At 49.5% G+C, this 12,512-nt stretch carries 15 protein-coding genes; 6 read left to right on the top strand and 9 right to left on the bottom strand.

Annotated elements, in window-relative coordinates; translation table 11 throughout:
• Position 1: 1 nt before the first annotated feature.
• The 3 genes from ACN0YH_RS08885 to ACN0YH_RS08875 form a co-directional block, all read right to left on the bottom strand.
• Positions 2 to 1,108 carry a pentapeptide repeat-containing protein gene (locus tag ACN0YH_RS08885; RefSeq protein ID WP_417379214.1) on the bottom strand — a complete coding sequence of 369 codons (1,107 nt, stop codon included), beginning with the start codon at positions 1,106 to 1,108 and terminating at the stop codon, positions 2 to 4.
• 138 nt (positions 1,109 to 1,246) lie between these two features.
• A complete protein-coding gene (locus tag ACN0YH_RS08880; RefSeq protein WP_417379213.1) occupies positions 1,247 to 2,218 on the bottom strand; it encodes a HEAT repeat domain-containing protein in 972 nt (323 codons plus the stop codon).
• Positions 2,219 to 2,385: 167 nt separating this feature from the next.
• Positions 2,386 to 2,844: a hypothetical protein gene (locus tag ACN0YH_RS08875; RefSeq protein ID WP_417379212.1), complete on the bottom strand. Its 459-nt coding sequence runs from the start codon at positions 2,842 to 2,844 to the stop codon at positions 2,386 to 2,388.
• Between the two features lie 251 nt (positions 2,845 to 3,095).
• Between ACN0YH_RS08875 and ACN0YH_RS08870 the strand changes: the two genes are divergently transcribed.
• The 5 genes from ACN0YH_RS08870 to ACN0YH_RS08850 all read left to right on the top strand — a co-directional run bounded on the left by ACN0YH_RS08870 (position 3,096) and on the right by ACN0YH_RS08850 (position 7,611).
• A complete protein-coding gene (locus ACN0YH_RS08870; RefSeq protein ID WP_417379211.1) occupies positions 3,096 to 3,584 on the top strand; it encodes a MarR family winged helix-turn-helix transcriptional regulator in 489 nt (162 codons plus the stop codon).
• 70 nt (positions 3,585 to 3,654) lie between these two features.
• Complete coding sequence (locus ACN0YH_RS08865) at positions 3,655 to 4,353, top strand: pirin family protein (protein ID WP_417379210.1); 699 nt, start codon at positions 3,655 to 3,657, stop codon at positions 4,351 to 4,353.
• Between the two features lie 53 nt (positions 4,354 to 4,406).
• On the top strand, positions 4,407 to 4,853 hold the full coding sequence (locus ACN0YH_RS08860; protein WP_417379209.1) for a DoxX family protein: 447 nt from the start codon (positions 4,407 to 4,409) through the stop codon (positions 4,851 to 4,853).
• Between the two features lie 69 nt (positions 4,854 to 4,922).
• On the top strand, positions 4,923 to 5,501 hold the full coding sequence (locus ACN0YH_RS08855; RefSeq protein WP_417379208.1) for an NADPH-dependent FMN reductase: 579 nt from the start codon (positions 4,923 to 4,925) through the stop codon (positions 5,499 to 5,501).
• A 391-nt stretch (positions 5,502 to 5,892) separates the two neighbouring features.
• A complete protein-coding gene (locus tag ACN0YH_RS08850) occupies positions 5,893 to 7,611 on the top strand; it encodes a putative bifunctional diguanylate cyclase/phosphodiesterase (RefSeq protein ID WP_417379207.1) in 1,719 nt (572 codons plus the stop codon).
• 27 nt (positions 7,612 to 7,638) lie between these two features.
• Here the strand turns inward: ACN0YH_RS08850 and ACN0YH_RS08845 are convergent, their stop codons facing one another.
• Positions 7,639 to 8,058 (bottom strand): dual specificity protein phosphatase family protein, encoded by a 420-nt coding sequence (locus ACN0YH_RS08845; RefSeq protein WP_417379206.1) that lies wholly within the window; start codon positions 8,056 to 8,058, stop codon positions 7,639 to 7,641.
• A gap of 87 nt (positions 8,059 to 8,145) precedes the next feature.
• Positions 8,146 to 8,370: a hypothetical protein gene (locus ACN0YH_RS08840; RefSeq protein ID WP_417379205.1), complete on the bottom strand. Its 225-nt coding sequence runs from the start codon at positions 8,368 to 8,370 to the stop codon at positions 8,146 to 8,148.
• Positions 8,371 to 8,537: 167 nt separating this feature from the next.
• Between ACN0YH_RS08840 and ACN0YH_RS08835 the strand changes: the two genes are divergently transcribed.
• Positions 8,538 to 8,720, top strand: coding sequence for a CPXCG motif-containing cysteine-rich protein (locus ACN0YH_RS08835; protein ID WP_417379204.1), 183 nt, complete (start codon positions 8,538 to 8,540; stop codon positions 8,718 to 8,720).
• 6 nt (positions 8,721 to 8,726) lie between these two features.
• Here the strand turns inward: ACN0YH_RS08835 and ACN0YH_RS08830 are convergent, their stop codons facing one another.
• From ACN0YH_RS08830 to ACN0YH_RS08815, 4 genes are all read right to left on the bottom strand, one after another.
• Positions 8,727 to 8,942: a DUF1653 domain-containing protein gene (locus ACN0YH_RS08830; protein ID WP_417379203.1), complete on the bottom strand. Its 216-nt coding sequence runs from the start codon at positions 8,940 to 8,942 to the stop codon at positions 8,727 to 8,729.
• Positions 8,943 to 8,985: 43 nt separating this feature from the next.
• Positions 8,986 to 10,017 carry a class I fructose-bisphosphate aldolase gene (locus ACN0YH_RS08825; RefSeq protein ID WP_417379202.1) on the bottom strand — a complete coding sequence of 344 codons (1,032 nt, stop codon included), beginning with the start codon at positions 10,015 to 10,017 and terminating at the stop codon, positions 8,986 to 8,988.
• A gap of 146 nt (positions 10,018 to 10,163) precedes the next feature.
• Positions 10,164 to 10,853: a DUF2293 domain-containing protein gene (locus ACN0YH_RS08820; RefSeq protein WP_417379201.1), complete on the bottom strand. Its 690-nt coding sequence runs from the start codon at positions 10,851 to 10,853 to the stop codon at positions 10,164 to 10,166.
• Between the two features lie 124 nt (positions 10,854 to 10,977).
• Complete coding sequence (locus ACN0YH_RS08815; protein ID WP_417379200.1) at positions 10,978 to 12,441, bottom strand: tetratricopeptide repeat protein; 1,464 nt, start codon at positions 12,439 to 12,441, stop codon at positions 10,978 to 10,980.
• Positions 12,442 to 12,512 lie beyond the last annotated feature (71 nt).

Here is a 12,512-nt window from a genome sequence, read left to right as displayed (position 1 = left end):
GTCAGTCTTGATTCAGATCAGGCTTTCTGGCTTCGACAGGCGGATCAATGCCTGTGATGACATACACCGGATTGCCGTCCACATCCTGTTGTTTGACCACTGAATGGGACTGGATACTGAATGCCGTATATTCAGGATTGAGGCCGTTATAATCATGAATCCAGTTGATTGAATCGACCAGCGCACCGTTCAGATAGGCTCCTTTGAAAAACGTCTGAACCAGATAAGTTCGATGCAGACGGGCTCCCGATAATCTTGCTCTCGAGAAAATGGCGCTCTGAAGATTGGCGGCTTCCAGGTTTGCATTGATCAGGTTGGTTCCCAGGAATCGAGCCTGAGTCAGGCGGGCTTTTGAAAGATCGGCTTCCTGCAGATCCGTATCGGTGAAATCTGCTTTGTACAGAGATGCGGAACTGAGTTTTGCCCCCTGTAATGCCCCTTTGATACCGTGCGCCTGAAGATTTTTCTGACTCAGATCCAGTTCATTGAGAAAGGCCCCACTCAAATCGATGGTTCTGCCTGCCGCCTGTTCGAGTTGAATGAACTCCATCACCGTGACCTGTCGTAAAGCTGTGGTCGCTTTGGGAGGCTTGACATCCATGAGCCTGAGTAATACTTCAGAATCGCGACGGCTTCCCCGCGGGCTGTTCTGATAGAGAATATTCAATAGCGTGATGCGATACAGTTCCTGATTCAGCGTCTTAACCTCAGGCGGTGTTTGATAATTGAGATTTGCTTTGGACTGTATGTTTGATGAAGACACATTCTGCATGATGCCTGGACTTAAGGGGGGCTTCTCCGATTTATCAGGTGAAATCTGAATCAGCAGAATGCCAAGTGCAATGCTCACAGCTATCCAGATGTGGTCTCCCATCGCCTCCAGATACCTGACAGCAAGACGGTGCATCAACTTTGTGAACTTGGAGAACTCGTGCCTGAAAGGCAAGATCACCAGACCCAGGAAGGCAGCAGCAAACAGCTCCAGCTCAGCGATCTCCTGCATCGCATTAGAAGCACGTTCCAGCCAGTCTGTGGTGCGATTAATGACAGGAATCGCGATACTCAAAAGCAGCAGACTAAGCATCAGCAGTTTGAATCGAATCGTCATGAGAACGCAGTGACAAATTGTATTGGAAAGAAAATGACAGTTCGTATTTTGGCAGGTGTGACCCGGGTTTGCAAATCGGAGCTTCGGTAAAGACAGTCAGACTTACAGGGCAGCTACGCACTCCGCTTCATTTGTGACTCAATGTATGAGGATTTGAGACCAGTGATCGTTCAGAGCGGGAATGTCAAGTTCCGCGTCCCACTGTTGATTCCAGACGATGTCGGTCTGTGTCTGGTGATCGGGTCTCAGTCCGAGCATCATGCGATGATAGATGGGGCTGGCTTTCAGATCTTCCGGACTTTGTCCTTCAGCCAGCGCCTGCAGTGTGAGTCTGATCATGGCTGTAAACCCGCGGTTTGTGAAGGGTTGCTGTAACTGTTTCCGCAACTCATCGACGTGATCTAAAACCGTCTCTGTAGCAGTGAAGTCACCGGTTCGGACCAGTGCACACAGGGGGATGAACTGCTGTTTTTCATCCGAGTTCTCCAGGAGCTTTTGCAGAACCGGTACGGCACGCGGCCCGGCACAATCGGCATATAGACAGCAGACGGCAGCTTCCCATTTAGTGTTTTCGTTGTCGCTGAGATCAATCTCTTCTGCTACAACCTGCTTCAAAACAGCCTCCGCCTGGGGGCCGCCGATCTGTGACAGACAGTAGGCGATGCGCGTGGGCAGGAACGGGCTGACATAGTCTCTGTCCAGGTTTTTTTCGAACGTCTCGCTTAATGGATCGACGACTTCGGGGCCACGCTGAATCAGTCGCGACATCACACTGTGAACGGTTTCTGGATAAAAGGGTGAAACGCTTCCCAGTGATTTGATTAGTCCCGGAGTGGAATTGGCTTGTGTCGTCGTGACAAAAATCAGGATAAATGAAACCGTCAGCGCCAACACATTCACACCGAATGGAATCAGGTTCTTGCGAATGGTTTCTTCTTTTCTGATGAGGATCTGCAGGATCCGGTACAGCAGATAAATGATCCAGCAGAAAACAACAGGCAGGCCAATTCCCAGTGGAATGATCAGCAGGATTCCCAGAACGAACACCGGCACACCAAAATATAGAAACCGTTTGGTTCCTGTGGAGAGTGGCCGATTGAAAATGAGCATGAGTAACAACCAGCCGAAAAAAACACCAATCAGTGAGTTCAGAAACGGCGTCTTCACATCAGTCACACTATTTGCACAGTTTACACACGCTTCTGCGGACCGTGCCGGCAGAAGCAAAAGAAGAACGACAGTGAGCAGGACTACTTGTTTCATGAATTGATAACTGCCTAACAGCCAAAGGCGCGGAATGACCTGTTAATGCGGCGGTCTTTGTCCCATGCTTCCAGGGTCGTGTCTGAATGCGTCAGAAGATAAAATTCTCCCCGCCTGGCTTTGACCGGCGTAAACCGTTTCAGGTTTGCGGAAGGAATCACCGTCTGAACGTATTGACTGCCATTCTTGAGGCGATGAACTATTTGGTATTTGTCGTCCTGCTTCCAGATTTCGATCATGTTTACGATATCACTGGAAAGAGGGGAAAAGCGATAGAGCAATTCACCCGATTGCTGATTCAACTGGGGGGATGGTTTTGTATTTCGTGTTGTAGTTGTTTCTGAATTCTGCCGGTCGGGCAGGATACCTGTTTGTGCCAGAAGGAAATAGCCTCCGACACAGAGCAGTAACAGACAACCAGGCAGAATCAGTTTCAGCTGCCCCGCTTTTTTGAGAGTACGAATGGGAATCATGCGTGTTGCTCCAATGGAAAGAAAAGTATGACATGAAGATATACTTCATTCTAAATGGCATCCTGCTGACTCTCAAGATGAATCAGAATCCAAATCTCAAGCGTGACGTCTCCAGTTAAAGGGGATTCCGGGCGTCCGTTGCTTTCGAAAAGGCTGAAAAACGCGGTCCCGAATATTTTTCAGAAAAATTTCAGAAACTATATTGACGTGACGATATTTTATATGTAAAGTATATGCGTAAGGAACAAATCATGACACACAAACAACTACAACAGGAACTTAAAAAGAAGCAGGCCTTCGAGTCCCCTGAGGTCGAGTCGGTTTTGAATGTGTTGCGTACCAGCGATCAGTTTCAGAACCGTCTCGGCAGGTTGTTTCGTAAACATAGTCTGACCTGTTCCCAGTATAATGTACTACGGATTCTACGTGGAGAAGGGCAACCGTTGCCCAGCTTGGAAATCGCCAGTCGGATGATTCAGGTCGTGCCCGCGATCACCGGGCTGATTGATCGACTGGAGAAACTGGGACTGGTTACCCGGAAACGTTGTTCTGCCGACCGACGTGTTGTCTATGTTGCATTAACTGAAAAAGCAGATACCGTATTAAAAGAAATCGATGAGCCGCTCAGCGAACTGCATCAGCAACTGATCGGCCATTTGACGAAGACAGAACTCAAAGAATTAAGCCGACTGCTGGTGAAAGCCAGGAAGTCCGGTGCGATTACTGAAATCGCAGGTTGAATTTTTTTAACTAAATAGTTTACATGTAAACTAATATTGCGTTTTCATTATTAAATACAGGAGTCTCACAATGATTCAGGTTCGTAAGTCAAAAGAACGGGGCCACGCAGATCATGGCTGGCTCAAAACACATCACACGTTTTCCTTTTCAACCTATCAGGATCCGGAACACATGCGGTTTCGTGCCCTGCGGGTGATGAATGAAGATGTCGTCCTGCCTGGTCAGGGGTTTGGCACGCATCCCCATAATGATATGGAAATCGTCACCTATGTCCTGGAAGGAGAACTCGAACACAAAGATTCGATGGGGAATGGAGAAGTGCTGCACGCCGGCGAGTTCCAGCGAATGTCGGCGGGAACGGGAATCACTCATAGTGAATTCAATCCGTCAAGCAGTGAAGCCGTGCACTTGTATCAGATCTGGTTGTATCCGGAACGGAAAGGCATTGAGCCCAGTTATGAACAGAAACGCTTTCCCGACAGCGAGCAGCAGAATCAACTGCGGCTGGTCGCTGCACCACAAGCAGAGCAGGGGGCATTGAAGATTCACCAGGACGTGCGGATTTATCTGTCGAAACTGGATTCTGGACAGGAAGTGACTCATTCACTATCGGAGGGACGTCATGCCTGGTTGCAGGTTCTGCGAGGAAAGGTCCGTCTGAACGATGTGCCACTGGATGTCAGTGACGGTGCTGCCGTCAGTGATGAGGAGCAGGTATTAATTACCGCGACAGACAATGCCGAGATCATGCTGTTTGATCTGGCTTAAAAACAGTCTTTACGATGAAAACACCAAATCAATTGATTCAAGGAGAGAAAGTAATGTCACAACACCCGATTCAAGGTCTTGCCAGTCTGCTCGGTCGGATCATGCTCGCTACGATATTTTTTATGAGTGCCGTCGGGAATAAGATTCCCAACTTTGACAATATTGCCGGGTACATGGCTTCGGAAGGTGTTCCCCTGCCGAAAATCATGCTGGCGGGAGCGATTGTGTTTCTGATTGCAGGCAGTCTGTCACTGATTGCCGGTTTCAAGGCGCGGCTCGGAGCCGGCCTGCTGTTCGTGTTTCTGGTGTTAGCCACCTATTATTTCCATGACTTCTGGACGATTGAGGATGCACAGGCAAAGCAGGGACAGATGATCCACTTCATGAAAAATCTGGCGTTGATGGGAAGCATGCTGTTTGTGATGGCGAATGGGGCTGGTAAAATGAGTCTGGACAACGCTCTGGCATCAAGGTCACAGCCAGATCCCGCGGCGGCATAAAAAATCAATTCGGTAAAAAGCTCGATCCCGTATCAACTTAATACATCTAATCAGAAGGAATCAATTCGCATGTCTCAACCTAAAATACTCGCATTTTCTGGAAGCACCCGGCGGAACTCCTATAACGGACAGGCTCTGCAGATCGCCGTTGCCGGAGCCCGTGCTGCGGGAGCCGATGTGACGGTTGTTGATCTCAAAGATTACCCGCTTCCGTTGATGAATGAAGATCTGGAACGGGAAGAAGGGACTCCCGAAGCGGCAACACAGCTCAAACAGTTGTTCTTTGAGAACGATGGACTGCTGATTGCTTCTCCTGAATACAACAGTTCGATTACTCCCCTGTTGAAAAACGTGATTGACTGGGTTTCGCGAAAAGCAGAAGGAGAAATTCCACTTCAGGCCTATCGGGGAAAAGTCGCTGCGTTGGTCTCTGCATCGCCGGGCGGGTTGGGAGGCCTGCGGGGCCTGGTCCATGTTCGCTCAATCTTGAGTAATATCCAGGTTACGGTTCTGCCAGCACAGATTGCGATTTCCAATGCAGCCCAGGCATTTGATGATGAAGGCCAGTTAAAGGACGCCTCGCTGCAGCAGAGCGTGGAGCACCTCGGGAAAACTCTGGCAGAAACGGTGAGTAAGCTGACGAGCTGATACAAAGCGGCTCCACTGTAGATTCATAAATAAGCCCGAAAGACACTACTTCATAGAGTCTTTCGGGCTTATTTTATCATGTCTGCAGCTCTTTTGGCTGAGTTCACTACTTCAGTTTTCCTGCACACAATCATCTCTGTCGGGCATCATAACCTGCATAACCCTGTTGAACCGCGTGATCAATGGGGGGATCTCTCTTCTCTACGGTAAAAATACCGATTGTGTTTTTATTCTGTCCTAGACTTAGAACATGTCGAAGGATGAAGAAATATTCACCTGTGGCATGTACATGAAGCAGGCAAGAAGCAGCTCAGGAGTGAGTACGAAAATGACGAGATGATCTGAATGATTGTGTCCTTCAGATTGAGGAAATAAAGCAGGGGCGATAAAAGTGACTGACGTTCATTCAGAGTTAAGCTATCTGCAGGCATTTCGCGATGCCGTTGATGAAGCCGGTATTGTGGCCATCAACGACACGAAAGGTAAGATCCTCGACGTCAATGAAAACTTTTGTCAGATCTCTGGTTATACTCGCGAAGAACTGATTGGTGTCGATCATAGTATTTTACGTTCTGATCAGCATTCCAACGAATTTTTTCGTGAAATGTATCGTACGATTCGTCAGGGTAAAACGTGGCGCGGAGAGATCTGTAATAAAGCCAAAAACGGTCGGCTGTACTGGGTGAATACTACGATCGTTCCCATGTTTGATGAGCAGGGGAAGATCGACGGCTACCTGGCGCTGCGAATTGATATCAGTGAGCAAAAGCGACTGATGCAGCGACTGCAGCATCTGGCACACCATGACCCCCTGACGGGACTCCCCAATCGGGTTTCGATTCTGGAGTCCATTCAGAAAGTCATTGACCGTAAGTCGGGTAAACATTTTGCGTTACTGTTTATGGATTTTGATCGTTTCAAACTGATCAATGACAGTCTGGGACATGATGTCGGCGATAAACTTCTGGAGGCGATTGCAGACCGCCTTCGTAAAACGGTTCGAGCCTCCGATACGATTCAGGCCGCGCGACTGGGGGGCGATGAATTTGTCGTGCTCCTCGAAAATCTACATTCTCCTGATGACGCCATCCTGGTAGCCAATCGCCTGCTGGAAACTTTAGCGCGGCCTTATATTCTCGGCGGATACACCATTTATTCCAGTGCCAGTATTGGCATTGTGACCAGCGAACATCGTTCCGAGACCGCCAGCGAAATGCTCAGCGATGCTGACCTTGCCATGTATGAAGCCAAAGCAGCCAAGCAGGACCGCCCCATTGTATTTGATCGTGTCTTACGCGATAAAGCACAAAAACGACTTTATATTGAGAACGAGCTGCGCGATGTCATTTCGCGGGACGAACTGAAACTGTTCTATCAACCCATTATTGATCTGGAATCAGGAGAGTTGCGAGGTGTCGAGGCTTTGATTCGCTGGTTCCACCCCGAATGCGGTATGATTCCCCCCGATGAATTCATTTCTGTAGCAGAAGAAATGGACATGATTATTCCCATCGGCAACTTTGTGGTGGATGAAGCGTGTCGGCAACTGGCAGCCTGGCGTAAAGCGCTGGGGCCCCAGGCACCAGAGAATCTGCACGTGAATGTATCGCGAAAACAGTTGGAGCATCCGACCTTGGTTGCCATTGTGGCGGAAGCATTGGCAAAACACGAGATTCCGGTGAAGTGTCTGCATCTGGAAGTGACGGAAAGCATTATTATGCATGACCGCGAAGCGTCCATTGAAACCCTGAATGACTTGAAGAAACTGGGGGTCAAGCTGGATGTTGATGACTTCGGTACTGGTTACTCATCGTTATCCTGTTTGTGTGATTTTCCCATCGATGTATTGAAGCTGGATCGGGAGTTTATCAAAAGGTCCGATCGAGACCGCGAAGTACTGTTGATTCATGCTCTGATTATCCTGGCTGAAAAGCTGGGACTGGAAGTGATTGGAGAAGGCATCGAAAATATCGAACAGTTGCAGCTCCTGCAGGGATTGGGGTGTCGACTGGGGCAGGGCTATTATTACTCGAAACCCATTAGTGGGAATGAGATTGAAGAATCGATACTCGCCTGCAAGTGGAACACCACCTCCATGATCAATGCCTGATCATGACAGTAGCATCCCGGCCGTTTGTTATTTTTGCTGCAGTAATTCCTGCAGGCTGTTCCACAATCCCGGTGCGACATCAGCAGGATATTTTTCTGCCAGCCGTTTGAGTTCCGTTACAAAATCTGTTTCGCGAACCAGGGACAGTGCAGCAGCCACAATGGCAGGTGAACGGCTCATCCCGGCGCTGCAGGCCACCAGTGTTGGAACACCTTCACTGATGAGACGGGCTACGGTCTTGACTGCCGTTTTTAATACAACTGGCTGGTTTTCCGCACCATCGATTAAAGGCAGTCGGCAGTAAATGATTTCCCGAGTCAAAGTGACTGCCGGTTCTTCCAGAGCCAGATCAATGACCGCTGAAATCCCCAGGTCATGCACATTTTTTACATCATGTGCATCCCTGGTATTCCCGATCCATAGCAGATTGGGGATGATTTCGCGCATGTCGGATCTCCTGCCAGAAGGAACGGCAACCACGGGGTGATCATCCGTGCTGACTTCATGACAACCGATCTGTGCTGAGCGGGAAGCTCAACCGCCGGTCCGCCGCTGGGTAAAGGTATTCTTCTTGCTGGCATTGGCAGGATTCTCTGCTTTGGGGACAGCTGACCGCATCAGTTGCGCACGCTGAGGAATCTTCTTTTGTGATTCCTCGGTTGTTTTTTCCTGAGCCGCCCGCGTGGCCTTTTCAGCCAGTTTCTTCTTGGCGACCCGCTTTTCCCGTTCCTTCTTTTTCTGTATTTTATTTTTTGCCATCTGGCAATGCTCCGCTTGCTGGAAGTAAATTGATTCTGGAATGATCGTCCTCACAGCTCATGAGTCTGCCTTCAATTATTTGAAAACAGTCACACTCAAGGTAGGGACAGCGATTATTATACCCGCATCACGCCGAATATGGTAGAATACATTTTCAGGAGGAAATTATGCAGGAAGAAGCCAGTTATATTTGTGACGCTTGTGGCGAGGAAATCGTGATTCCCGTCGATCTGACCGCAGGAGCCGCGCAGGAATATGTGGAAGATTGTCCCGTTTGCTGTCACCCGAATGTCATTCATTTACAGGTAGAACCGGATGGTGACGTACGAATCTGGGCAGCTGGAGAGTGATGTCGCTTATTCCTCTGCCGATCCAAGATAGGCAAAGCGGGGGACCAGTTCTCCATTCACGTCGACAGTCTCCAGAAACATCGCTTTGGGACGCACCCAGAGTCCCCGTTCGCCGTATTCCGGACGATAAACGACGAGTTCTTCGTCCGTCTCACTGTGCCGCGCCACGCCGATTACTGTGTAGTCATTCCCTTTATAATGTCGATACGGGCCCGTTCTCATGGGATTCTTCCTGTTAAAGTATTCTGGCGCCGTGATATGAATATCAGGATCCGTTGTTAGCATCGCTTTCAGAATCGTATTTGCCCTGGCGTGCGTCCCGGTTACATTTGGCACGGTGGTACAGTGCTTTCTGAGCTGCCTGTGTGTTTTCCGCATTACCTGCCCAGAGCTCCATCGCTGGCTGTTGAATAGCTCTCGCAAACGAGAACGCCAGTGCCCAGGGAACCTTAGATTTATATTTCGCATTCATGGCATTCAGGCGGGCGGAGGCAAGTTCACTGGATTGGCCCCCTGACAGGAACGCCACTCCCGGTACCGCGGCTGGTACAGCTCGCTGAAAACATTCAATGGTGGCATCTGCGACCTCTTCGACGGATTCCTGGGTCGGGCAATCCAGTCCCGGCAGCACCATGTTCGGTTTCAGAATGATTCCTTCGAGCAGGACACGCTGTTGATACAACTGCTGAAAGACGTTTCTGATCGCTTCTTCAGTGACTTCAAAACAGCGATCCAGAGTATGTTCTCCATCCATCAGAACTTCCGGCTCGACGATGGGCACCAGTCCTGCTTCCTGACACAGGGCCGCATACCGGGCCAGCGCATGGGCATTCGCTGCGTAGCAGCCTGGGGTCGGCAGCCCCGCGCCGATTGTAATCACGGCCCGCCACTTGGCGAATTGGGCACCCAGTTGCGCATATTCTGTCAGTCGATCCCTCAATCCATCCAGACCTTCGGTGACTTTTTCACCCGGATGACCAGCCAGTGCCTTAGCCCCGGCGTCGACTTTGATACCGGGGATGATGCCACAGTTCATCAACACACTGACAAGGGGGATTCCTTTAGATGTCTGCTGTCGGATCGTTTCGTCATAGAGGATGGCTCCACTGATTGATTCATTCAGGCCGGGAGTTGTTGCAATCAATTCTCGGTACGCGAAACGGTATTCCTGGGTCTGAGGAATTCCCAGTTTTTCGAAACGTTTATGACAGGTGGGTGTGCTCTCATCCATTGCCAGCAGGCCTTTGTCAGCGGCTACCAGTGAATTGGCCGTTTCGATCAGCTGTTGCTTGTACATTGAAAATCTCCCTGCTTGTTGAGGATGAAGTTAAATGACTCTACCCCTATGATACCCTGCAGGAAGCCCTGGCTGAAAGGATCGCAGAAAGAATGCTTTCTGAAAAAACTCGATTCAGGCAAATAGGTTGAATCGAGTTTCGCAGGTCATGACTTCTCTGTGAGCGTCTTGTCTGAGAGTGCCTGCAGTAAAGGGCAGCTTGCAGGCGTTGTGGACTGATTGCGATAGTGGTTCAACAGTTCTTTGGAGCGTTGTGCCAGCATACGTCTGACTTCGCGGCGTTTGCCTTTCACACGCGGAATGTTCATCGAATCATACGCGGTTGTCTGATGCCGCATCCAGGCGATGACGGCGGCTTCCGCCCGCTGTTCCACGGGGATGCGTTTCGTGCGTGCTACGGTGCCACTGCCGACCGGAGTTGCGTGTGCGGTAATGGCTAGCGCGAGCTGTTGTGCAAGTTCCCCGTGAGCAGGGTGAAATGCCAGAAAAGTGAGAACCGACTCATGGAAGTCTTCCACATATTCGGCCTGCAGTTTTTCGCGTCGCTCTGCGGCGGCAGCCTGCTTTTTCGCATACGCAGGAGTGGCGCGTTCGGCTTCCAGTTCTTCGCGTAGCCGTTCGATGGATTCACCGGGTGCCCAGATACCCTGGGAAAAGGTCCGCCGTCCTTTCTTTTCCTGTACACTCCAGTATTCGCCGGCTGCCTTGACCCGCCGCGTCAAACCGGCATCCCCCGGAGGCAACAGAGCCCAGCCGACAGGGATTGTATGAATGGTACCATCAGCGGCTTTGACGGTGTCAGGAGTGGGACCGGGAGAAAACGTGTTTGCACTCATGGCGCATGAGCATCCTTGCTGAAATAATACATATGAGAGAATTCGATCAGGGAACCGGCTTCATAGCATTTCTGGAGAGTGATCGCAACTGGTGGAACCAGACGATGGGCCGGCTGGCGTTGAATCAAGGATCAAGATCGAGATATGTTTCACTACGTTCATAGTGTTCCAGTCGGGTCTGGCAATCGGCTTTTTCGTGTTTCGGTGCGAGTGCCAGTGATTCTTTTGCCAGTCGAACCGCCTCATCAAAATTCCCCGTGGCGGCATAAGCGGCAGCGAGGGTTCCCAGATCATTCCATTCAGGGGTCATCATTAATTCACAATTATGTTTCGCTAATTCCAGTGATCGACTGCCATCTCGAAATGTTTCATCGGGGCAGGTCGCCAATAGCCAGGCCAACCCATTATAAGCATGTGGCGAATCTGGATAATTCTGAATGGCTGTCTCATAATCCTGTTTTGCTTTTGTGTATTCGTGCAGTTTCATGTAAGCTGCCCCCCGAAATGGCAGCAACTCCGCAGACTGCTCGCCCATTTTCCAGGCGTGGGTAAAATCATCAAGTGCCTGTTGATAGTCTTCGAGGTAATAATTCAGGAAACCCCGCTCCAGAAAATTGGATGAATTCAAGGGGGCCTTATTAATCGCATCTCCATACGCGTTCATAGAGCGTGCTTTCTGGAACTCGACTTTTGCCAGGGAAAATTCACCCAGATTCAGATAACAGTAACCACGGCAGACCAGTATCTCGGCTGTTAATTCCGAAGTTTCATCAAACTTTGAAAAGTCGTTCAACGCATTTTGATATTGGCCGGCATCGAAATAGAGATTTCCCCGCTGTTGATAACTGGTGATGTCTTCGGGATTTTGTTTGATGGCTGTATCAAAGGGGTTGAGTTCAAGGGCACGTTTATAATCTGCATTAGCCTGTTGTTCTTTTCCGATTTTGGTAAAACAATAGCCACGCGAGGAGTAAAGTTCCCAGGAGTCTTTGATCCATTGGAGTGCCTGCGTGTAGTCCTGAATCGCTGCAGAATATTTCTGGAGAGAGAGAAAACAGTTTCCCCGTTCGCTGTAATAGGAAGACTTGTCAGGTTCCAGCTCAATCAACCTGCTGAAATCAGTTAGCGCCATTTCAATCTTTCCCGTTCTGGAACATGCATAGGCACGATTCTTCAAGGCGTCTTGCAGGTCTGGCTTGAATTCCAGGCAGCCGGTCATTTCCTCGATGCATTTTTCATCTTCATCCATTATCCCATAGATGGCACCTCGGTTTAAGAAGGCATAGTGATTCTGAGGGGCCAGTTCAGTAATCGTATTGCAGTCATCCAGTGCCTGCTCGAGAAGATTTAACTGAATACAGGCACTCGAACGGAACAGGTAAGCTTCGATATTATCGGGTTGCTCTTCAATCAATTGACTATAAGAGGCGATGGCAGCTTCCAGTTTCCCCTGGCGAAAATATCGGTTTCCTTGCGCGCCTGGAGAAACATGAGCTTTCAGTAGTCGATATAGTTCCCTGAACATTACATACAGAAACATTCCACCAAATAAGAGGCCAATCGTAATGGCAATCAGTTTGTCTACCATTGCTGGCCTGTCTTGATAATTGAGATAAGGTATGTATCGCTGGGGACGTAATCGCTATTGCAGATCAATTT

It is taken from the genome of Gimesia sp. (assembly GCF_048262075.1).
Lineage (GTDB): Bacteria > Planctomycetota > Planctomycetia > Planctomycetales > Planctomycetaceae > Gimesia.
Note: the sequence above shows the minus strand (reverse complement) of the source record. Positions and strands in the feature narration are given on the sequence as shown.